Below are 22109 nucleotides of genomic sequence, written 5' to 3'. Positions count from 1 at the left end.
AAGCGCATTAACAAAGAGAACAGCCTATGGCCCTCGTCCGTGCACGCCGCAACGAAACCGGATTCAACTACTGGCCGGGCTTTGTCGATGCGCTGTCGACGCTGGTGCTCTCGATCGTGTTCCTGCTGTCGGTGTTTCTGGTGGTGCAGTTCTTCCTGTCGCAGGAAGTCACCGGCAAGGACAAGGCGCTGGAGCAGCTCAATGCCAAGATCGCGCAGCTGAACGACCTGCTGTCGCTGGAAAAACTCGGCAAACTCAATCTCGATGACCAGCTCTCGCAGATGCGGGCAGGACTGCTGTCGGCGGAAGCCGAGCGCGACCGCGTCAAGGGCCTCTATGAGGGGCTCTCCGCTGCCGGCAGTGACGCCGCCGGCCGCACCAACGAACTCAACAAGGCGCTGAATTCCGAAAAACAGGTATCTTCGCGCGCCCTTGCCCAGATCGAGGTGCTGAACCAGCAGATCAGCGCCCTGCGCCGCCAGCTTAGTGCGCTCGAAGAGGCGCTGGATGCCTCGGAAAAGCGCGACAAGGAATCGCAGGGGCGGATCGCCGATCTCGGCCAGCGGCTGAACGTCGCGCTGGCGCAAAGGGTGCAGGAATTGTCTCGCTACCGTTCAGATTTCTTCGGGCGCTTACGTGCCATTCTCGGCAACCGGCCGGACGTCAGGATCGTCGGCGACCGCTTCGTCTTCCAGTCGGAAGTGTTTTTCGACACCGGACAGGCGCTGTTGCTGCCCGAAGGCCGCGCCGAGCTCGACAAGTTGGCGACCGCGCTGATCGATCTGGACAAACAGATTCCGAGCGAAATCGCCTGGGTGCTGCGGGTCGACGGCCATACCGACGTGCGACCTATCAACAGCCCGTTTTTCAAATCGAACTGGGAACTGTCGTCGGCGCGCGCGATCTCGGTGGTGCAATATCTGATCTCGCTCGGCGTCCCGGCGCAGCGGCTGGTCGCCGCCGGCTTCGCGGAATTTCAGCCGCTCGACACCGCCGCCAACGAAGAGGCCTACAAGCGCAACCGCCGCATCGAGCTGAAGCTGACGGAACGATAGGACCCCGTGTCCCGGATAAGCGAGCGCTTGCGAGCGACGATGCAGGACCAGTATTGAAGGCAAAAGTTCATGCGCGGGATCCCGGGTCTCGTTCCGCTCGGGCGATGCCCTCGCACCACTCGCCCGGGACACGATGACTTCGACATTCATCCTTCGCCCCTATCGCGCCGAGGACGAAGACGCGGCCATCTCGCTGTGGCAACGGACCTGGCAGCAGGCCTATCCATCGATCGATTTCGCCGCGCGCCTGACATGGTGGCGCGAGCGCTGGCGCAAGGAGCTGGTGCCGAAGGCGGCGATCATTGTTGCTGAACAGTCGGGCGCACTGGTTGGGTTTGTCACCATCGATTCGCAAGGCTATCTGGATCAGCTGGTGGTCGCCCCCAATCACTGGGGTTCGACGCTCGCCAATGCGCTGGTCGATGAGGCCAAGCGCCTGTCGCCGGATCGCATCACGCTGTTGGTCAACAACGACAACGCCCGCGCCATCCGCTTTTACCAGCGCAACGGTTTTGCGCATGCCGGCGAGGATGTGAATCCGACGTCGGGGCGGCCGGTGCTGCGGATGGAGTGGAGGGGCTGAATGTATTTCCGGCGCATCATCGAATTCCGCAGTCATACTCCGCGAAAGCGGAGTATCCAGTATTCCAGAGTGCTGTGCAGAGATTGAACGCGCCCGTCACGGAGTACTGGATCATCCGCCTTCGCGGATGATGACAGCGCAGGCGGCGCGGCAAACCCCACCAACGAAAGTCACACCCCCTCGAACTGCAGCCGCGCCAGCCGGGCATAGAGGCCGTTGGCGGCGACCAGCGAGGCGTGGGTGCCTTGTTCGACGATGCGGCCCTGATCCATCACCATGATGCGGTCGCAGGACAATACGGTGGCGAGGCGATGTGCGATCACCAGCGTGGTGCGGTGGCGCATCAATTCCTCCAGCGCGGTCTGCACCAGCGTTTCGGATTCGGCATCGAGCGATGATGTCGCCTCGTCGAGCAGCAGCAGCGGCGCATCGCGCAGGATCGCACGCGCAATGGCGATGCGCTGGCGCTGGCCGCCCGACAGCGTGACGCCGCGCTCGCCGAGCTGCGCCTCGAATCCTCCCGGCAAGCGGCGGATGAATTCGGTGGCGTGAGCAAGCTCCGCAGCGCGCTCGACCTCGGCATCGTCGGCGTCGGGCCGGCCGAAGCGGATGTTATCGCGCGCGCTGGCGGCGAATACCACGGAATCCTGCGGTACCAGCGCGATGTGCGCACGTACGTCGCGCGGATCGGCCGACCTGATCGGCACGCCATCAAACGAGATCGTACCGGTGGTGGGATCGTAAAACCGCAGCAGCAGGTGAAACAGCGTGCTCTTGCCGGCGCCTGACGGCCCGACGATCGCAACTTTCTCGCCTGCGCGCACCGACAGCGAAACGCGATCGACCGCAAAAGCATCCGGCCGGGTCGGATAGGCGAAACTGACGTTTTCGAAACTGACATCGCCGCGCGCTGGTACAGGCAACGCGCGCGGCGATGCCGGGGCCGATATCGCCGGTTTGACGCGGAGGATTTCGAACAACCGTTCGGCCGCGCCGGAGGCGGCCGAGACCTCGCCCCAGACCTCGCTGAGCTGGCCCAAGCCCGCCGCGGCGAACGCTGTGTACAGCACGAACTGGCCAAGCCGGCCCGGGCTGATGGAGCCGGTCAGCACGTCATGCGAGCCGACCCAGAGGATCGCCACGACACTGGTAAAAACGATGAAGATGATGATCGCGGTAAGAACCGCGCGCGCGCGGGTTGAACTGCGCGCCGCCTCATAGGCCTGCTCGACTTCGCCGCCGAAGCGCGCTTTCGCCAGCGGCTCGCTGGTATAGGCCTGCACGGTCCTGATAGCGCCGACCAGTTCGGAAGCGTACGCGGTCGCTTCCGCCAGCGTGTCCTGGGCGTTGCGCGACAACCGCCGCACCCAGCGGCCGAACGCCACCAGCGGCAACACAATCAGTGGAATTGCCAGAAGGACAAATCCCGAAAGCCGCGGACTGGTGATCACCATCATCACGGTGGCGCCGGCGAACAGCATCAGGTTGCGCAGCGCGATCGAGACCGAGGCGCCGACGGCGGATTTGATCTGGGTGGTATCGGCCGTGAGGCGCGAGATCAGTTCGCCGCTGCGCGAGGAATCGAAGAATGCAGGCGATAGCGACAGCAGATGGCCAAACACGTCCCGCCGCAAGTCCGCGACGATGCGCTCGCCGATGGTCATCACCAGATAGAACCGCGCCGCGCTGGCAGCGGCGAGCACCGCGACCACCGCGATCATCACGCTGAAATAGCTGTTGATCATGGCGATGCCTTCGGGCGTCAAACCGAAGTCGATCATCCGCCGCACCGCGACCGGTACCAGCAGCGTCGTGATCGCGGCGATCGTCAACGAAATGAAAGCAAGAACCGCGCGTCCGCGGTAACGCGCCACATAGGGCGCCAGCGCCAGCAGGGGACGAAGCCGCGCGCGGCCCTTGGCCGGCACCTCCGTTAATTCCGCTTCGATGGAGGATGCCACGGCGGGCGCCACATCGCGGTGGGGCGGCGTTTCGCCATGCCGGTCTTCAAGCCGTTCCACTGCGCTCATGAGATCTGGACCAATCGCTTCTGCCACCCCCAAATAGGCGCCGCTACCCGCGCTGGCAAATCCTTAGAAGATGCCTGCAGAAGATGCCTGCCCGGGAACATACTTGGCTTGTTTTAGGGGTCTTAAGGGGTTATAGAGCGGCCCAAATCCGCCCCACAGCCATCTTAAAGACAGGCGCCGGCGCGCCCAAGGATATGCCATGAAAGCCGAAATTCACCCGAATTATCATATGATTACGGTCGTCATGACCGATGGCACCGAATACCAGACGCGTTCGACCTGGGGCAAGGAAGGCGACAAGCTGAACCTCGATATCGACTCCAAATCGCACCCGGCGTGGATCGGCGGCGCCCAGCAACTGCTCGATCGCGGCGGCCGCGTGTCGCGGTTCCAGAAGAAGTTCTCTGGCTTCCTCAAGAAAGATTGAGGCCGTCTAAGCCTCTCGTTCGGGGAACATACAAGACGCCCCTGCCCGCGCGGGGGCGTTTTTCGTTGGCGCGCAGTCATGCTCCCTCACGGCGAGCGCAAGCGAAGCAATCCCGAGGGCAGGAGAAAGCTGGATCTGTTCGTGGCTTCCGCCTTGGCTCGTTGAGCTACGGCGAACAAGTCGCTCCTCGCGCTGAGGGCTGATCAGTGCTCGAACGCCTCCTTGAGGCGGTTGAGCTGCGGCACCAGCGGATTGCCGATCGCCGCGTATTCCGTCACCTTGGTGTGGATGCTGGTATCGAGGCGGCGGACCTTGGACTGCAGGTTCATCGAGCGGGTGATCAGGTCCTGCAATTGCTGCGGGAGCTTTCCGACCATGTCATCCGGGCCGGGGTCCGCCGCGCTCAGCTTGACCTTGGTCTTTTCGCGATTGGCCTGGATCAGCGTCATCTCGCCTTCCTTCACCGCCCGGTGCAGCAACAGCCACGACGCCAATTGCATCAGACGCGTGGTCAGCCGCATGCTTTCGGTGGCATAGGTGAGGCTGACGGCGCGATCGAGCGCCTTGGCCTCGGCGCGGCCGGCGCCGTCGAGATAGGCGGCGGTCTCCTCGACCAGATCCATGCCTTCCCGGAACAGGGTGCTGAACGCCGCGGAGTTGGTCAGCCGTTCGCTGAATTGCACGAGAGCGGCTTCGCTTTGCGAACGGTCCATGGTTAACGCCTCACACCACTATTTACTATTTACGCTGCCGGCTCAAAAAGCGCCGGGCTTATGATGAACAAATCATTGCGCGCCCGCAGCCGAGAGTCCAGCCGCAAAGACTTATTATGGTTTCCAGCTGGTGCGATGATGGAACCGAAAAACGCCCCAAAAAAAGAGCCGCCGTTTCCGGCGGCTTTAAAGTTGATAACAGGGAGGCGTCAAACAGAGTGGACAGGAGCCACTCGGTGTCCAAACGAGGACAATCCAAGTCATAGGCGAGAAAGCTTAATGGATCGTAAACGAACGATTTTATTCAGCCTTCGTTTGCCATGTCGGCCATTGGCCGAGTTGCGGATGATGCTGCGCGAGCCCTCGCAACAGGTCGTCCCCGCGAAGGCGGGGACCCATACGCCGCGGCGGCTATGATGAAAGAAGGTGTCCAACGCATTGCCCCACCGAAACGTCACGGCGTATGGGTCCCGGATCACCCTCGCCAACGCTCACTTGTCCGGGACGACGTGGTGGGGAATTGCGGCCACTCTCTACGATTTGAAAAAACTACTAGCCGCGTCCTTCGACGCCCGCTTCTTGGTCATCGCCACCTGCAGCCGCTCGATTTCCGATGTCATCAGCGCGACGCGCTCGGCAAGTTCCTCGACCGACAATAGTGACAGGTCCTGCCCGATCTCGTGGCTGACTTTCTTCCTCGGTTTGTCGTCATCCTCGATGGCCATGCGTTCTCCTCCGTAGTCTGGGATCGGTGAAGCGGTTGCCAGCCGAAGCGCAGCTGGCTAATCAATGTCTCTAAATTTATCCGCTTTTCGCAAGGAAACATCATGGAAAAGCTGCCCGCGCAAATGACCGTTATCGGCATCAGCAAGCCCGGGGGACCGGAGGTGCTCGTGCCTGAAACTCGCGCGGTGCCGGTGCCCGCACGAGGCGAAATCCTGGTCAAGGTCGCAGCCGCAGGCGTCAACCGTCCGGACGTCGCGCAGCGATCCGGCTCTTATCCACCGCCGCCCGGCGCCAGCGACTTGCCCGGGCTTGAAATCGCGGGCGAGGTCGTCGCACTCGGCGAAGGCAGCAGCCGCCACAAGCTCGGCGACCAGGTGATGTCGCTGGTGGCCGGCGGCGGCTATGCGCAATATTGCATCGCGCAGGACGCCCAGGCGATGGCAGTGCCATCGGCGCTGTCGATGCTGGAGGCCGGCGCGATCCCGGAAACGCTGATGACGGTGTGGCACAACGTGTTCGAGCGCGGCGCGCTGAAGTCTGGCGAGACGCTCTTGATCCACGGCGGCTCGTCCGGCATCGGCACCATGGCGATCCAGCTCGGGAAGGCCTTCGGTTCCAAAGTGATCGTCACCGTCGGCTCGAAAGACAAGGCCGACGCCTGTCTCAAGCTCGGCGCCGACCGCGCCATCAACTACAAGACCGAAGATTTCGTCGCTGAAGTGAAGACGGCGACCGATGGCGCGGGCGCCAATGTCATTCTCGACATGGTCGGCGGCGACTACATCGAACGCAACTACGATGCCGCCGCAATCGAGGGCCGCGTAGTCCAGATCGCGTTTCTCGGCGGACCCAAGGCAAACGTTAATTTTTCCAAGCTGATGGTGAAACGGCTGCACCACACCGGCTCCACGCTGCGCCCCCGCAGCAATATGGAAAAGGCCGCGATGGTCGCCGCGATCGAAGCCAAGGTGATGCCGCTGTTGCGCGAAGGACGGGTGAAACCCTTGATGGACAGCACATTCCCGCTGGAAAAGGCGGCCGACGCGCATCGGCGCATGGAGACCAGCGAACATATTGGCAAAATTGTGTTGGCGGTTTAACACTCGCGCCCCCAACACGGCCGGAAACCCTTTGATTTCCCTCGCTTTCATGTCATTTATCGCAACAGGTCGGGCGGCTCGCTTCGCCCGCAAGGCGCCGTTGACTGCGGAGTATTGACATTGCGTCCGATCAGGTGCCTCGCGTCCCTCGCGCTGGGCTTCATGATTCTTGCCGCCGCCCAGCCGGCGCGCGCTATCGACGCCGTCAGCGTCCGCAGTGACGCGCCCGCAATCGATCTGACCGCGGTGCTCGACCATCAGCGCAGCGAGACGGATCGCATTCAGGTCTCCACCGCGCCGGGCACTGATGGCATCGTTCGCCGCATCGAAGTGCGCGCCCGCGAAGGCGGACAGAACTGGGTGGTGTTCGCGCTCGCCAACAACACCGACGACCAGCTCGACCGCCTGATCGTCGCGCCTCACTATCGCATCGTGTCGTCGGGGCTGTTGTGGCCCGATCTTGGGCTGTCGCGGATCGCGACCATCACGCCGTCGACCGGCGACCGTCCCGACCGCCAGGAAAGCGCGACCGCGGACATCTTCCGCATCACGCTCGATCCCGGCGCCGTCATCACCTTTGTCGCGGAATTGCGCACCGACAAGCTGCCGCAGCTCTATCTGTGGGAGCCCGAAGCCTACAAAGACAAGGTCAACTCGTTCACGCTGTACCAGGGCATCGTGATCGGCATTTCCGGATTGCTGGCGCTGGTGCTGACCATCCTGTTCGTGGTCAAGGGCAGCATCATGTTCCCCGCCGCCGCTGCGCTGGCATGGGCGGTGCTGGTCTATATCGGCGTCGATTTCGGCTTCTGGGGCAAGGTGCTCGACATGTCGAATAACGCCGAGCGGATATGGCGCGCGGCGGGCGAAGCGATCCTGGCCGCGACGCTCTTGGTGTTTTTGTTTGCCTATCTCAATCTCAGCCGCTGGCATGTGCGCTATGCCCACATCACCGTGGGTTGGCTGGCCTTCCTTGGTTCTCTCGTCGCGCTTGCGTTGTTCGATCCGGCGGTGGCCTCGGGCATCGCGCGGATCTCGCTGGTCTTGATCGCGTTCGCAGGGTTCGCGCTGATCGTCTATCTCTCAACCCACGGCTTCGACCGCGCGGTGCTCTTGATCCCGACCTGGTTCCTGCTGGTGGTCTGGGTGATCGCGTCCGGCATGACGGTGGCCGGCAGCGTCACCAACGACATCGTCGGCCCGGCGCTGCTCGGCGGCCTCGTGCTGATCGTGATGCTGATCGGCTTTACGGTGATGCAGCATGCCTTTGCCGGCGGCGGCGCGACCACCGGCATGGTCTCCGACGTCGAGCGCCGGGCGCTGGCGCTGACCGGCTCGGGCGACCTGATCTGGGACTGGGACGTCTCCGCCGACAAAGTGTTCACCAGCCCCGAGACCGAAAGCCTCCTCGGCTTGAAACGCGGCACGCTGGAAGGTCCTGCCGCGAAATGGCTCGAGGTGCTGCATCCGCTCGATCAGGACCGTTTCCGCGCAGCCCTCGACAGCGTGCTCGACCAGCGCCGCGGCCGGCTGGTGCAGGATTTCCGGCTGCGCACGCCCGACGGCCACTTCATGTGGTTTGCGCTCAAAGCCCGCCCGGTGGTCGGCTCCGACGGCGAGGTCTCGCGCGTGGTGGGCACGCTGACCGACGTGACCGAGATCAAGAACGCCGAAGAACGCATGCTGCACGATTCCGTGCATGACAATCTCACCGGTTTGCCGAACCGCAAATTGTTCATCGACCGGCTCGGCGCGGTAGCCAATTTCGCAAAAACCATGCCGAACCTGCGGCCGACGTTGATGGTGATCGATCTCGATCGTTTCAAGCAGGTCAACGATTCCGTCGGCATCGCGGTCGGCGACTCGATCCTCTTGACGCTGGCGCGGCGGCTGACCCGCATTCTCAAACCGCAGGATACGCTGGCGCGGCTCGCCGGCGACCAGTTCGGCCTGATCCTGATGTCGGAGCAGGATCCGGCGCGCATCACCGCCTTTGCCGAAACCATCCGCAAGACCATCCGCGCCCCGATCGCCTTCAATGACCGCGAGATTTTCCTCACCGCCTCGATCGGGCTGGCGCTCAGCGATCCGCAGACGCAACTGTCCGAAGAGATCATCAAGGACGCCGAGCTTGCGATGTATCATTCGAAGCGCATCGGCGGCGACCGCATCGACGTCTACAAACCGGCGATGCGCGCGCGCAAGACCGACCGGCTGACGCTGGAATCCGAACTGCGCCGCGCCATCGAGCGTGGAGAAATCACCATCCTGTATCAGCCGATCGTGCGGCTGGAGGATCGCTCGATCGCCGGCTTCGAGGCCCTGGCGCGCTGGGATCATCCGAAGCTCGGTCGGATGTCGCCGGTGGAATTCATCACTATTGCCGAAGAGATCGGCCTGATCGTCGATCTCGGCATGTTCGTTTTGGACCAGACTGCCAAGCAGCTCGCTATCTGGCAGCGCGCGATGCGCTCGCGCGAGCCGATTTTCGCCAGCGTCAATGTCTCCTCGCGGCAATTGCTGCGGCACGATCTAATTCACGACATCCGCACGGTATTGTCGCGCTCCTCGGTGGCGCGCGGCACGCTGAAGCTTGAACTGACGGAATCGCTCGTCATGGAAAATCCGGAGCACGCGGCGCAGATGCTCACCCGCATCCGCGAACTCGGCACCGGGTTGTCGCTGGACGATTTCGGCACCGGCCATTCGTCGCTGGCCTATCTGCAGCGCTTCCCGTTCGACACCATCAAGATCGATCAGTCCTTTGTGCGCACCACCAGCCGCGGCACCCGGCCGGTGATCCTGAAATCGATCATCGCACTCGCCCACGACCTCGGGATGGACGTGGTCGCCGAGGGCGCCGAGACCGATTCCGATGCGGTGGAGCTCTATCAGTTGGGGTGCGAATACGCCCAGGGCTTTGCCTTCGGCGAGCCGATGGACGCCGAAGCCGCGATGCGGTTACTCACCGAAGAGCGGCTCGAGGCGGCGAGTTAATAGTCGTCGTCCCGGCCAAGCCAACGGGTCCGGCCTTCGGCCGGCCCGATGACAGGCTCCGCGCGAGCCGGCCCCATAACCACAGGCTTTTTTATTGCAAAAGCTCTGGCCGCTATCTGATGCGACAACAAGCGATGGTCGTTATGGCTCCCCGCTTTCGCGGGGACGACGAGTGTGTTGGGGCATCCGCTTGAACCGCACGCTCTTCCCATCCGTGAGCCGTGTGGCGATGTAGCCGCCGGCCAGGCAGGCTTCGCGCTGCGGCATCTTTTCCTGCGGGCTGCGCAGCGTCTCCCACCACGACGCGCGATGCGACGCGCGCGGCAGCGCCGCGTCGATGATCTCCTCGATCTGCTCGAAGGTCAGCACGAACTCAGAAAGCGTCTGCTTCTTCAGATAATCGCGCAGCGCGTCGTAATCGTTCACGGAAGGTCCAGATACTTCTTCATCTCCGCGCGCAAGCCGTCGCGCAAATCGTCGCGCGCCATGGCGTAGGCGATGTTGGCGCGGAGGAAGCCGGCCTTGGAGCCGCAATCGTGCCGCTCACCCTCGAACTCCACGCCGTAGAAGCTTTGGGTTTTTGAAAGGCCGATCATGGCGTCGGTCAGCTGAATCTCGCCGCCGGCGCCGCGCTCCTGCGTTTCCAGTATTTTGAAGATTTCCGGCTGCAGGATGTAACGCCCGGTGATCGACAGATTGGACGGCGCAGTGCCCTTGGGCGGCTTTTCCACCATGCCGTCAATCTCGAACATGTTGCCGTGGCGGTGGCGTTTGCCGACGCCGCAGATGCCGTACTGATGCGTAAGATGCGCGGGCACTTCTTCCACCGCGATCAGGTTGGATTTGTCGCCGAGCTGGCTGGCGGCCTCGATCATCTGTGCGAGGCAACCCGGCGTGTTCAGCACCAGCTCGTCCGGCAGCACCACCGCGAACGGCTCATTGCCCACAATGTCGCGCGCGCACCACACGGCGTGGCCGAGGCCGTGCGGCGCCTGCTGCCGTGTAAAACTCATGGCGCCCGCTTCAGGCTGGTCGCGCGCCAAAATCTCCATCTCGGCCTTCTTGCCGCGCGCGGCGAGCGTGGCGTCAAGTTCGAACATCCGGTCGAAATGGTCCTCGATGACGCCCTTGTTGCGGCCGGTGACGAAGATGAAATGCTCGATGCCGGCCTCTTTGGCCTCGTCGACCACATACTGGATCAGCGGCTTGTCGACGATGGTCAGCATTTCCTTCGGCATCGCCTTGGTGGCGGGCAGGACGCGGGTGCCGAGACCGGCGACCGGGAAGACGGCTTTGCGGATTTTCATGTGGCTGTCGGGGTGCTTCCAAGAGAGGTGCGTTGGTTCGCACGGTGGTAGCCGCTTTGCAGCCGGGAACAAAGGCGGATGTGTGGAGGGCGGTCCCCTCGCTTTAAGAAATGCCAAGAATCGGCAACAAATCTCACCTTTGTTAAACCAATTGAAATGGTGACGACACCTCCTGAAAGCGGGATATTCCGGAGTGCGGTGGGAACATGATGCGACGGGCAGGACTATTGGCAAACAGGCGAACCGGTGTCGTTATCCTTGCCGCAGCGCTGTTCCTGTGCGGCGAGGCGCGCGCGCAGTCGAGCGGGGGCGGCCCCTTGGGCTTCCTCGACAACATCTTCAGCGGCTCGCTTTCGAAGGGCGGCCAGAGCGCTCCATCAGGTCAGCGGCCCGGCACCTCGGCGCAGGCCCCGGGCGCGCCGGCTGCGAGCAGCGCGCCACCGCCCTGGAGCGGCGAGGACGGCGCCTCCGGCCATCCGCTGATGACCGCAAGCGCGATCCGCGAGGCGGCGGCGAGTTTCGACCATTGCGTTGCTTCGATGTGGCCGGACGCCGCGCGCGCAACATTTCGCAAGCAAGCTTCCAGCGCTTCACCGCAGACCTTACGCCCGATCTGCGCATCATGGATTTGATGGACTCGCAGCCGGAATTCACCAAGTCGATCTGGGATTATCTCGACGTCCTGGTGAACGACAATCGCCTGGCAAAAGGCCGCGAGATCCTCGCCAAATACAGGCCGCAGTTCGAGGCGGTGGAAAAAACCTATGGCGTCGACCGCTACGCGCTCGCCGCGATCTGGGGCATCGAGTCGAACTACTCCACCCAGATCGGCGATCGCAGCGTGCTGCAATCCACCGCGACGCTCGCCTGCGTCGGCCGCCGCCAGAAATATTTCAGGGATGAATTCCTCTCGGCGCTGGAAATCCTGCATCGCGGCGATTTGCGCCCCGAACAGATGCGCGGCTCCTGGGCCGGCGCTTTCGGGCCGACACAATTCATGCCGACTGCATTCAAGCGCTACGCGGTGGATGCCGACGGCGACGGCCGCCGCGACGTGGTCGATAGCCCTGCCGACCTGATCGCCTCCACCGCCAACAACCTGAAAAGGGACGGCTGGCAGACCGGCCAGACCTGGGGCTATGAGGTCGTGTTGCCTGCCGGCTTCAACTACATGCTGGCGGACCGCGCCAAGGCGATGACGATTGCGCAGTGGGAGCATCTCGGGCTCAAGCGCGCCGGCGGGCAGCCGTTCCCGCACCCCACCGACAAAGCCTATCTGCTGGCGCCCGCCGGCGCCGAGGGCCCGGGCTTCCTGATGCTGCAGAATTTCCGGGTAATCATGAAATACAACCCGGCGGAAGCCTATGCGCTGGCGATCGGCCATTTCGCCGACCGCTTGCGCGGCGGCGCGCCGTTCGTGCAGCCCTGGCCGCGGCAGGAACGGGAGTTGTCACGCGCCGAGCGGCTGGAACTGCAGCAGCTTCTGGCGCAGCGCGGCTTCTATCGCGGCGTTCCGGACGGCCAGTTCGGCGGTCTGACGCGGGAGGCCCTGCGCGGCTTCCAGGCCTCGATCGGGGCCCCTGCGGACGGATTTGCCTCCTCCGACGTGCTGGAGCGGCTCCGGAGGCGGTAAAACCAACCTTCCGGTCCCCGAAAGTAACCTTGTTGATGACATTTGCGCGGCGCCCTTGACGGCGGCGGCTGATGCTCCCTTATGAGGGAAAGTATGCCCGCTTGCGGCCCGATTCCGCTATTATAGTGATCACCAGACGATCAACTGCGACCGAGCGCATGTCGAAACCAAAATCCTTTTTCCGGGTGTTCACTGAAAGCGGCCCGCTGATCGTGCTGGCCGTTGCGGTCGCGCTGTTGCTGGGGATCGTCGGGCCGGCTTCCGCGCAGTTTTTCAATTTTGGCAATTTCGGAAATTTCGGAAATTTCGGCGGACCGCCACGGCCGCCGGCGCCGCTACCACGCGGCGGCGGCGGTGGCTGGTTCGGCGGCGATTTCTTCGCGCCATACCAGCAGCAGGCGCCGAAGCGGGTGGAGAATTTTTCCAAGGCGCCGCCGCCCGAGAAGCGGGACACCGTGCCGGAGCGCAACGTGCTGGTGCTCGGCGACGGGATGGCGGACTGGCTCGCCTATGGTCTCGAGGACGCCTACGCCGAACAGCCGGACATGGGCGTGATCCGCAAGCACAAGACCGTTTCGGGCCTCATCAAATATCAGCCCAAGGGCGAGCCGGCCGACTGGGCCGCTGCGGCCCGGGGCATTCTCGCGACCGAGAAGGCGGACGCCATCGTCGTGATGCTCGGCCTCAACGACCGCGTCGCAATGCGCGAGCCGGCAGCCGACAAGAAGGACGCCAAGGCCAAACCGGATGCCAAGCCTTCCGACACGAAATCCGGCGCGAAGCCGGACGGCGCAACCAACGCCGCCGGAAAGCCCGAGGACAAGGCGGCCGATGCCGAATTGTCGCCGGACGATGCCGCCGACAACGGCGATGCGCCGCCGGTGATAGCGCCGGAGAAAAGCGCGCGCTCACCGAACGGCCTTTATGAGTTTCGCGAGGAACGCTGGGTCGAGCTCTACACCAAGAAAATCGAAGAGATGATCGGCGTGTTGAAATCCAAGGGTGTGCCGGTGCTGTGGGTCGGGCTTCCCGCCGTGCGCGGGACCAAGGCGACGGCGGACACGTTGTTCCTGGATTCGCTATATCGCGACGCCGCCGGCAAGGCCGGCATCACCTATGTCGATGTCTGGGACGGATTTGTCGACGAAGCCGGCCGCTTCCTGCAGCAGGGCCCGGACTTCGAGGGCCAGATCCGCCGGCTGCGCTCCCAGGATGGCGTGTATTTCACGAGAGCCGGCGCACGCAAGCTCGCGCACTATGTCGAGCGCGAGATCACACGGCTCTTGGCGGGGCGGTCGGCCCCGATCGAGCTGCCGAGCGAACCGGCAACGCCGGACGCCAATGCGCTGCCGGGTCAGCCGGCGCCGCGCCCGCTGGCCGGGCCGATCCTGCCGCTGGTGGCCTCCTCTGTCGGCACCGATCAATTACTCGGCGGCGCCGGTTCGCGTCCGGCGGCGGTCGATGCACTTGCGGCGCGCACGCTGGTCAAGGGCGAGCCGCTTGCGCCGCCCGCCGGCCGCGCCGACGATTTTGTCTGGCCGCGCCGCGAAGTCGGCCGCGAACAGGCCAAGGGCGAAACGCCGGTGGCTTCCGTCTCACCGGATGAAACGGTTGGCGCTCTGGGCCCACCGGCGGCACCGCCGAAGCCGAAGAAGCTTCGTCCGATTCAGTCGGCCTCGCCGTCGCCGCGGGAGTTTTTCGGATTTGGCAACGCGCCGCGCCAACTGGCCCCACCGCGCGGGCCGGATGTTCCGCGCCCGCCGGGCAATGTCGGACCGTCGGCGTGGTTTTCGGGCTTTTTCGGGCGCTGAACCGAGACCTCATGGAGCGGAGCGCGTCGTGGCGCGTCTCTCCATGAGGCCGCATCTGTCGTATCCTTCGAGCGCGGCCAAGTGGCTGCTCCCCAGGATGACGAGCGGTGCTCTTTACCCCTAATACCGCCAGCGCTGCGGTGGGCGGCGCGGCGGGCGCGTCATCATCATGGCCAGCGCGAAGCCGATGCCGCCCGCGACCAGCAGCGCACCGAGCGGATTTTCCTGCACCCTTTTCGCTACGGCTTGGGAGCCGTCGCGGAACGTGTCGCCGCTCGACTCATAGACGTCCTTGGCGTAGCCGGCGGCGGTATCAGTAGCTTCGCGCGCGGCATCTTTGGCTTGGCCGTACAGATTCTGCACCGCGCCTTCGGCCTCACGGGCGCGACCCGAAGCCTGAGTCTTCGCGTCACCCACCGCATCGCCGACAGTGCCCTCGACTTTACCGGCGAAATCCTTTGCCGAGCCAGCTATCCGATCCTTGTCCATCGCGATCTCCTTGTTGTTCGGCGCGTATCTGTTCGCAAAACCGGTTTCCCTTTCGCGGAAATACGCGCCCTGAGATGATTCTCGGGGGAGCTAACCGATCAGGCCCATTACAGTTCCGGCGCTTAAAGAATCAGTCCGCCGTCGACCACCATGGTTTGGCCGACGATGCAGGAGGCCAGCGGTGACGCCAGAAACAGCGCCGCGCCCGCCATGCGGCCGAAGTTCCCGGCCGTTTCAGCGGTATCCGCTCGATTGCGCCTTCGAGCCGCTTCGGATCTGCCGTCGCTGCAACGTTGACATCGCGACGCCCGGAAGTAGTTTTTTACCCACAGAGCGGAGCAACCGCTCGTCTCGATCAGGGGAAACGCCATGACCGTCTTGATCCGGCAGCTTCACCCGCATTTTTTCGGCGAGGTGTCCGGCGTCGATTTGCGAAAGCCGCTGACCCCACAGGAGGCCGCCGACATCGAAGCCGGCATGGATAAATACGCCGTGCTGTTGTTCCGCGATCAGGACATCACTGACGAACAGCAGATGGCGTTCGCGCTGAATTTTGGCGAACGCGAAAATCCGCATGGCGGCAATATAGTCAAGCCGCAGGATTCTCGGCTTAATACCGGCCTCAACGACGTCTCCAACCTCGGCAAGGACGGCAAGCCGCTGCCGCGCGACAGCCGCCCTCATTTGTTCAATCTCGGCAATTGCCTGTGGCATTCCGACAGTTCGTTCCGCCCCATTCCGGCGAAATTTTCCCTGCTGTCGGCGCGCGTAGTGAACCCCAAGGGCGGCAACACCGAATTCGCCGACATGCGCGCAGCGTATGACGCGCTCGATGACGAGACCAAGGCCGAAATCGAGGATTTGATCTGCGAGCATTCGCTGATGTACTCGCGCGGCTCGCTCGGCTTTCTCGACTACACCGAGGAAGAAAAAGAGATGTTCAAGCCGGTGCTGCAGCGGTTGGTGCGCACGCATCCGGTGCACCGCCGCAAATCGCTGTATCTGTCGTCGCATGCCGGCGCCATCGTCGGCATGAGCATGCCGGAGGCGCGGCTGTTGCTGCGCGATCTTACCGAGCACGCCACGAAGCCAGAATTCGTCCGCGTTCACAAATGGACCGTGCATGATCTCGTGATGTGGGACAATCGCCAGACCATGCACCGCGTGCGGCGCTACGACCAGTCGCAGCCGCGCGACATGCGCCGCGCCACGGTCGCCGGCACCGCGCCGACCGTTGCACAGCAGGCGGCGGAGTAGGCATCCAGTCGCCCCTAAGTTCGCGGGGACGATTGGCAATTTGTTTCAGGGCTAACTACGCGTGCCCGGCTTCGTTCGAGAGCATGCCGGGATCGATTCCGATCTTGCGCAGCGCCCGCAGGTACTTTTCCTCGACGTCGCCGAAGATCAGGTCCGGATCGGCGTCGCAATGCAGCCAGCCGTTGTCCTGGATTTCGGTTTCCAATTGTCCCGGCGCCCAGCCGGCATAGCCCAGCGCCAGGATCGCATGCTTCGGCCCGGCGCCTTTCGCGATCGCCTTAAGAATATCGACGGTGGCGGTCAGGCAAATTCCGTCATCGATCTTCAGAGTCGCATCCTTGATAAAGAAATCGCTCGAATGCAGCACGAAGCCGCGGCCGGTCTCGACCGGGCCGCCCTTCAGCACCTTCATGGTCTCGGCGTTTTCCGGCAGCTTTATCTGGTCGGCCTTCTTGATGATGTCGAGCTGCACCAGCAATTCGGGAAAGTCGATGCTGCCGGCAGGGCGATTAACGATGATGCCCATGGCGCCTTCGGAAGAATGCGCGCAGAGATAGATCACCGAGCGCTCGAAGCGCGGATCGCCCATGACCGGCATCGCGATCAGCAGCTGACCGTCGAGATAACCGCGATCGGACGAGCTATCGCCAGGTTCGTCGCCTTCGCGGCGAACAGTCCTTGGTGTTTTGCCTTCAGGATCCATCCGCAAAGGCCTCTAAGTGTTGATGCGCATCCTGATATCGGGTACCGGTTCTGTCAATCAAGCATCTCGCCGCATCCAGAATTGCATCACAAGCAATTCAATGGTTTGCACCCTCGCTTGCCTGTAAAGACGTCTCATGATGGTCATGGTTCCCATGCGCGCCGCGCTCGGCTTTGCCGCAATTGTGCTGGCGTCGTCGCTGGAGATCGAGGCTCACGCCCAGGATGCCTCGCCCTGGCAACGGGATGCACATTCCGCGGTGCGGCTGCTGGCGGGTTCGCGCAGCGGCGCGGTGCTGCTGGGCGGTATCGCCTTCCAGTTGGAGCCGGGATGGAAAACCTACTGGCGGACGCCCGGCGATTCCGGCGTGCCGCCGCGCTTCGACTTCTCCAAATCGGAAAATATCGAGGCCGTGACCGTTCTGTGGCCGGCCCCGATGAAATTTGACGACGGCGCCGGCGGCCACTCGCTAGGTTATCAACATCAGGTCGTGCTGCCGCTGCGGATCGTCGCGAAAAATGCCGACAAGCCGGTGACGCTTCGCGTCGATATCCATTATGCGGTCTGTGAGAAACTGTGCATTCCCGTTGAAGCCAATGCTGAACTCGCCATCGCCAGCGTGGCGAGTACCGAGGACAGCGCGCTGTTCGCAGCGCTGGACACGGTGCCCAAGCCGGCCAATGTCGGCGACCCCAACCCGGTGACCATCCTTGACGTCAAGCGCGAGGGCAAATCCACGGTGCTGGTCGATGTGGCCGTCCCCGACGCCAGGAAGGTCAACCTGTTTGTCGAAGGACCCACGCCGGACTGGGCGCTGCCGGTTCCGAAACTGCTCGAACACAGTCCGCCCGGGGTCAAGCGCTTCGCCTTTCAGCTTGATGGCGTACCTCCCGGTGTGAACCCCGAAGGTGCGGCGCTCAAATTGACGCTTGTCGGCAGCGAGCGCCCCTACGAATTCAATGTCAATTTGAACTAGCGCCCCATCGTCCCGGCGAACGGTGGCTTTTCGCGCTCGCAAACACCTTCTGCAACAACGGTAACTATGGGTCGCGGCGGTCGCCGGGATGACGCCAAGAGACCGAATCTTAACGAATCGTTGATAGGCCCGATCAACGCCGCATCCATGCGGTGCTTAAGGTTCCCACTGTGGCCGTGATGGACACACAATCCCCAACAGTAATGCCGACCGGCGCGACCGCGCGGCTGCGATCGATGCTGGGTGGGCTCCTCGGCGGTTCCAGCGAAGCGTCGGTGACCAAACGGCTCGCCGGCACGGTCTTCATGGTCCGCGTCTTCAGCGCGGCACTGGCCTATCTTTCGCAGATCCTGCTCGCGCGCTGGATGGGCGGCTCGGATTACGGCGTCTACGTCTATGTCTGGACCTGGGTTTTGCTGCTCGGCAGCATGATGGATTTCGGCATCTCGGCGTCCGCGCAAAAAATCATACCCGAATATCGCACCCGTGGCGAAGATGCGTTGCTGCGTGGCTTTTTCTCCGGCAGCCGCTGGATGACTTTTGCCGTGTCTGCCGTTGTCTCGCTGCTGCTGGCGGGCGTGGTACGACTGTTGTCGCCGTGGATCGACGCAAGCACTGTTCTGCCGCTCTACATCGGCTGCATCACGCTGCCGGCGTTCGTGGTCGCCAACACACAGGACGGCATCGCGCGCTCGCACGACTGGATGCGGCTCGGATTGATCCCGCAATTCATCGCTCGCCAGTCGCTGATCATCGGCATCACCGCCGGCGCCTTCGCGCTCGGCTTCAATCTCGGCGCCACCGCTGCGATGCTCGCCAGCGCCGCCGCGGTGTGGATCGCCATGATCGGGCAGATGGTGGTGCTGAACCGCCGGCTTGCCGGCCACGTCGAGGCGGGCCCCAAGGCTTACGATTTCCGCGGATGGCTCGCGATTTCGCTGCCGATCCTGATGGTCGAAGGTTTCTATCTCCTGTTGTCCTACACCGACGTGCTGGTGCTGCAGCAGTTTCGCTCCTCCGAAGAAGTCGGCGTCTATTTCGCCGTGGTGAAGACGCTGGCGCTGGTATCCTTCATTCATTACGCGATGTCGGCGACGACGGCGCATCGTTTCGCCGAGTATCACGCTCTCGGCGACAACGCACGACTGTCGGCCTATGTCGCGCATGCGATCAAATGGACGTTCTGGCCGTCGCTCGCCGCAACCATCCTGCTGCTGGCGTTGGGCAAGCCGCTCTTGTGGCTGTTCGGGCCGCAATTCGTCGTCGGCTACGACATCATGTTTGTCGCGGCCATTGGCCTCGTGGTGCGCTCCGCGATCGGCCCGGTCGAGCGGCTCCTCAACATGCTCGGCCACCAGCATATCTGCGCGCTGGCCTATGCGTTGGCCTTTGTCATGAACGTGGTGCTCTGCGTCGTGCTGATCCCGCGCTTCGGCGGCCACGGTGCCGCCGCCGCGACCTCGATCTCGCTCGTGTTCGAAACCGTGCTGCTGTTCTGGATCGTGCGGAAGCGGCTTGGTTTGCACGTGCTGGCGTTCGGCAAGCGCGCGAGCTCCCCCTCATCTTGAGGAGCGCCGCGTCTCGAAGGATGAGATTCATCCGGCCATGGTTCGAGACGGCGCAAGCGCGCCTCCTCACCATGAGGGCTTAGCCCTACTCCGCGGTCCAACCGCCGTCGATCGAGAGATTGGCGCCGGTGATCTGTGCCGCGTCGTCGCCGCAGAGAAACAGCGCCAGCGCGGCGACCTGCTCGGAGGTGACGAACTCCTTGGTCGGCTGCGCTTCCAGGAGCACGTCCTTGATGACCTGCTCCTTGGTCAAATTGCGCGCCTTCATGGTGTCGGGAATCTGCTTCTCGACCAGCGGCGTCCAGACATAACCGGGGCTGATGCAGTTGCAGGTGATCTTGAAGGTCGCAAGCTCCAGCGCCGCTGTCTTGGTGAGGCCGGCGATGCCGTGCTTGGCCGACACGTAGGCCGATTTGAACGGCGAGGCCACCAGTGAATGCGCCGAGGCCGTGTTGATGATGCGGCCCCAGCCGCGCTTCTTCATGCCGGGCACTGCAGCGCGGATGCTATGAAACGCCGACGACAGATTGATCGCGATGATGGCGTCCCATTTGTCGATCGGAAACTCCTCGATCGGCGATACGAACTGAATGCCGGCATTATTGACGAGAATATCGACCGAGCCGAACGTCTTTTCCCCCAGTGCCACCATGGCGGCGATTTCGGCAGGCTTGGTCATGTCGGCGGGCGAATGAACCGCCTTGACCTTGAAGTTGGACTCGATGCCGGCCCGCTCCTTCTCGATGTCGGCGGGCGCGCCCATGCCGTTGAGAACGATATTGGCGCCGGCGCCTGCGAAGGCGCGCGCATACGCCAGTCCGATGCCGCTGGTCGAACCGGTCACCACAGCAGTCTTGCCTGTCAATGTACCCATTTCATTTATTCTCCTGTTTGCCGTCGAGGATTTTGGCGTCGTCCCCCGTAAGATCGTAAGTCACCATGGTTTCGCCGGATTGCGGCCGCTCCAGCCATTCCTTGTGGCGCATCGACAGACGAACGTCGCGCTCGCCCGCGCCCCAGTGCTCGATCATGCCGATGCGTGAAAAATCGTAATCCTTGGAAGATGATTCGTAGTTCTTGCTGCGGTAGATCAGGTGCACCACCGTGACGGTGTTTTCCTTGGCGGCTTCACACAGAATCGCGACCGACGGGTCGTTCCTGAGATCATCGGGCAGCTTGCCCATCAGCTCGCGCAGCGCCTTGCGGGTGTTGTGGATCTTCCGGTTCTTGTCGGTGTTCATGCGGGTGCGGCTGGAAAAGCGAATGTCTTTCTCGCGCTCGGCGGCTTCAAGCAACGAAACCGGCAGAAGGCCGCGCGCGCTGAACAGATCGACCTGGAAAATCAGGAGATCGTTCCTGAGTTCGGCATCCAGGACATAATCGAGCGGCGTGTTGGAAGCGATGCCGCCATCCCAGAAATGTTCGCCTTCAATCATGATGGATGGGAAGCCCGGCGGCAGCGCGCCGGACGCCATGATATGTTCGGGTCCAAATTTCTTGCCCAGCTTCTTGAACTCGAAATTATCGAAATACTTGAACTTGCCGGTGGTCACGCTCACCGCACCGACGCTGAGCCGTGTCGTCAAGTCGTTGATCCGGTCGAAGTCGACCAGACGCTCCAGCGTCGCGCGGAGCGGCGTGGTGTCGTAGTAGCTTTGCGACTGCGGGCTGCCCGGCGGCCAAAGCGGCGCCGGGGGAAAACGCGGCGTGAAAAAGCCGGGGACGCCGAACGTGGCGATCAACGCGGCACTGGTCTCGTTGAAAAGGGAACGCCCGCGGTCGCTCTTTGTGATGGGATTCCAGGGCACCGGGGAAGAGACCATCTCCCAGAATTCGTTGAGACGATTCACGCGCTTTTCGCGCGGATTGCCGGCGATAATCGCGGCATTGATGGCGCCGATCGAGATGCCGGCAATCCATTCCGGCTCGAAATCGTGGTCACACAGCGCCTGATAGGCGCCGGCCTGATAGGAGCCAAGCGCGCCGCCGCCCTGCAGAACGAGCACGCGCTGCGCCTTGGCAGGCGTCCTTGCGGGCAAAGGATGGGAAATATCCGCCATGACCGTCGATCAATACCAATGAACGAGTGCAGCGTGGCGACAGTTCGCGATGGCGTCAATCATTGAAGCAGGGAACAAGATCACGCGGCAGTTATCGTGGTTCCGATGAAGCAAGAATGAGCGTCCAGAACACCTTGTACTTGGTGTTTGGAGCATAAGTCGCCGCGATGCCCAATTTTGTGACACCATTTTTCAGCATATTGGCCCGGTGCGGGGGCGAGTCACGCCAGCCCGAAAACGCTTCCGCCAGCGTGTGATATCCGGCCGAGACATTCTCGACCGCCAGCGTTGCGGGATATCCCGCCGCGTTCAGGCGTTTCGGCAGCGGCGCCTTGACGTCGTGGTCGAGCTTGTTCTGGCTCGCCATCGCCTGCGACTGCGATTCCGCAAGCTTGGTGAGTTCGGAATCGACCGCTACGCCGCCAAGACCGTTGTTCTGCCGGTAGAGCGAGATCATCGAAGCCGCGGCCTGGGAGTCGAGCCTGGCTCCGGCATTGGCCATGCTGAGATACATGGTTGGCTGGTCGATGGTGGCAACATCGGCCGCGCAGCCGCCCAGTACCAAAAGCCCGACAATCGCGACCGCGGCGCGCATGATTCGAAGTTCCCCCAAATTGAGCTCGGGTTGTTGCATACCAACCGTGGCTGAATGGTGAACGGCAGTGACTTTCCAG

General features: G+C 63.0%; 19 protein-coding genes and 2 pseudogenes. 10 read left to right on the top strand and 11 right to left on the bottom strand.

Features of this window, described 5'->3' with window-relative positions; translation table 11 throughout:
- The first annotated feature begins 26 nt into the window (after nt 1-26).
- Nucleotides 27-1055 carry a peptidoglycan -binding protein gene (locus N554_RS0100735; protein WP_029581712.1) on the top strand — a complete coding sequence of 343 codons (1029 nt, stop codon included), beginning with the start codon at nt 27-29 and terminating at the stop codon, nt 1053-1055.
- 133 nt (nt 1056-1188) lie between these two features.
- A complete protein-coding gene (locus tag N554_RS0100730; protein WP_029581711.1) occupies nt 1189-1638 on the top strand; it encodes a GNAT family N-acetyltransferase in 450 nt (149 codons plus the stop codon).
- A gap of 170 nt (nt 1639-1808) precedes the next feature.
- Here N554_RS0100730 and N554_RS0100725 read toward each other — a convergent pair whose 3' ends face one another.
- Complete coding sequence (locus N554_RS0100725; RefSeq protein WP_029581710.1) at nt 1809-3668, bottom strand: ABC transporter ATP-binding protein/permease; 1860 nt, start codon at nt 3666-3668, stop codon at nt 1809-1811.
- A 199-nt stretch (nt 3669-3867) separates the two neighbouring features.
- Here N554_RS0100725 and rpmE point away from each other — a divergent pair, with 199 nt between their 5' ends.
- Nucleotides 3868-4095, top strand: coding sequence for a 50S ribosomal protein L31 (gene rpmE / locus N554_RS0100720; RefSeq protein WP_029581709.1), 228 nt, complete (start codon nt 3868-3870; stop codon nt 4093-4095).
- Between the two features lie 203 nt (nt 4096-4298).
- On the opposite strand, the gene N554_RS0100715 is transcribed toward rpmE, so the two are convergent.
- Entirely contained in the window at nt 4299-4808 is a 510-nt protein-coding gene (locus tag N554_RS0100715) for a protease adaptor protein RcdA (protein ID WP_029581708.1), read from the bottom strand.
- A 533-nt stretch (nt 4809-5341) separates the two neighbouring features.
- On the bottom strand, nt 5342-5533 hold the full coding sequence (locus N554_RS0100710) for a DUF1192 domain-containing protein (protein WP_029581707.1): 192 nt from the start codon (nt 5531-5533) through the stop codon (nt 5342-5344).
- A gap of 102 nt (nt 5534-5635) precedes the next feature.
- Between N554_RS0100710 and N554_RS0100705 the strand changes: the two genes are divergently transcribed.
- The gene (locus tag N554_RS0100705) at nt 5636-6634 is read left to right on the top strand and encodes an NAD(P)H-quinone oxidoreductase (protein ID WP_029581706.1); all 999 of its coding nucleotides are present in this window, start codon (nt 5636-5638) and stop codon (nt 6632-6634) included.
- Nucleotides 6635-6754: 120 nt separating this feature from the next.
- Nucleotides 6755-9631 carry an EAL domain-containing protein gene (locus N554_RS0100700; protein ID WP_029581705.1) on the top strand — a complete coding sequence of 959 codons (2877 nt, stop codon included), beginning with the start codon at nt 6755-6757 and terminating at the stop codon, nt 9629-9631.
- A 141-nt stretch (nt 9632-9772) separates the two neighbouring features.
- On the opposite strand, the gene N554_RS0100695 is transcribed toward N554_RS0100700, so the two are convergent.
- Nucleotides 9773-10057, bottom strand: coding sequence for a DUF7662 domain-containing protein (locus N554_RS0100695; RefSeq protein WP_029581704.1), 285 nt, complete (start codon nt 10055-10057; stop codon nt 9773-9775).
- Nucleotides 10054-10938 (bottom strand): UTP--glucose-1-phosphate uridylyltransferase, encoded by an 885-nt coding sequence (locus tag N554_RS0100690; protein WP_029581703.1) that lies wholly within the window; start codon nt 10936-10938, stop codon nt 10054-10056. The genes N554_RS0100695 and N554_RS0100690 overlap by 4 nt, the downstream gene beginning before the upstream one ends.
- Before the next feature lie 206 nt (nt 10939-11144).
- Here N554_RS0100690 and N554_RS35210 point away from each other — a divergent pair.
- Nucleotides 11145-12571, top strand: a pseudogene (locus tag N554_RS35210) (lytic murein transglycosylase).
- A 158-nt stretch (nt 12572-12729) separates the two neighbouring features.
- On the top strand, nt 12730-14382 hold the full coding sequence (locus N554_RS0100680; RefSeq protein ID WP_029581702.1) for an SGNH/GDSL hydrolase family protein: 1653 nt from the start codon (nt 12730-12732) through the stop codon (nt 14380-14382).
- Nucleotides 14383-14502: 120 nt separating this feature from the next.
- Here the strand turns inward: N554_RS0100680 and N554_RS0100675 are convergent, their stop codons facing one another.
- On the bottom strand, nt 14503-14871 hold the full coding sequence (locus N554_RS0100675; protein ID WP_029581701.1) for a CsbD family protein: 369 nt from the start codon (nt 14869-14871) through the stop codon (nt 14503-14505).
- 122 nt (nt 14872-14993) lie between these two features.
- Nucleotides 14994-15154 (bottom strand): annotated as a pseudogene (locus tag N554_RS37755) (SDR family oxidoreductase); the annotation flags it as partial.
- 86 nt (nt 15155-15240) lie between these two features.
- On the opposite strand from N554_RS37755, the gene N554_RS0100665 reads away from it, so the two are divergent.
- The gene (locus N554_RS0100665) at nt 15241-16128 is read left to right on the top strand and encodes a TauD/TfdA dioxygenase family protein (protein ID WP_029581699.1); all 888 of its coding nucleotides are present in this window, start codon (nt 15241-15243) and stop codon (nt 16126-16128) included.
- Nucleotides 16129-16183: 55 nt separating this feature from the next.
- On the opposite strand, the gene N554_RS0100660 is transcribed toward N554_RS0100665, so the two are convergent.
- Nucleotides 16184-16831, bottom strand: coding sequence for a YqgE/AlgH family protein (locus N554_RS0100660; protein WP_029581698.1), 648 nt, complete (start codon nt 16829-16831; stop codon nt 16184-16186).
- Between the two features lie 136 nt (nt 16832-16967).
- Here N554_RS0100660 and N554_RS0100655 point away from each other — a divergent pair, with 136 nt between their 5' ends.
- Together N554_RS0100655 and N554_RS0100650 are read left to right on the top strand one after the other, a co-directional pair.
- Nucleotides 16968-17807 (top strand): protein-disulfide reductase DsbD domain-containing protein, encoded by an 840-nt coding sequence (locus tag N554_RS0100655; protein ID WP_029581697.1) that lies wholly within the window; start codon nt 16968-16970, stop codon nt 17805-17807.
- Between the two features lie 179 nt (nt 17808-17986).
- On the top strand, nt 17987-19375 hold the full coding sequence (locus N554_RS0100650; RefSeq protein ID WP_029581696.1) for a lipopolysaccharide biosynthesis protein: 1389 nt from the start codon (nt 17987-17989) through the stop codon (nt 19373-19375).
- A gap of 85 nt (nt 19376-19460) precedes the next feature.
- Here N554_RS0100650 and N554_RS0100645 read toward each other — a convergent pair whose 3' ends face one another.
- The 3 genes from N554_RS0100645 to N554_RS0100635 all read right to left on the bottom strand — a co-directional run bounded on the left by N554_RS0100645 (nt 19461) and on the right by N554_RS0100635 (nt 22030).
- Nucleotides 19461-20249, bottom strand: a complete 789-nt coding sequence (locus tag N554_RS0100645; RefSeq protein WP_029581695.1) for a 3-hydroxybutyrate dehydrogenase — start codon at nt 20247-20249, stop codon at nt 19461-19463.
- A 1-nt stretch (nt 20250) separates the two neighbouring features.
- Nucleotides 20251-21435 (bottom strand): DUF3734 domain-containing protein, encoded by a 1185-nt coding sequence (locus tag N554_RS0100640; protein WP_029581694.1) that lies wholly within the window; start codon nt 21433-21435, stop codon nt 20251-20253.
- Nucleotides 21436-21526: 91 nt separating this feature from the next.
- A complete protein-coding gene (locus N554_RS0100635) occupies nt 21527-22030 on the bottom strand; it encodes a CAP domain-containing protein (protein WP_029581693.1) in 504 nt (167 codons plus the stop codon).
- Nucleotides 22031-22109 lie beyond the last annotated feature (79 nt).

The organism is Bradyrhizobium sp. URHD0069, from assembly GCF_000701345.1.
In the GTDB taxonomy this organism is placed as follows: Bacteria; Pseudomonadota; Alphaproteobacteria; order Rhizobiales; family Xanthobacteraceae; genus Bradyrhizobium.
Note: the sequence above shows the minus strand (reverse complement) of the source record. Positions and strands in the feature narration are given on the sequence as shown.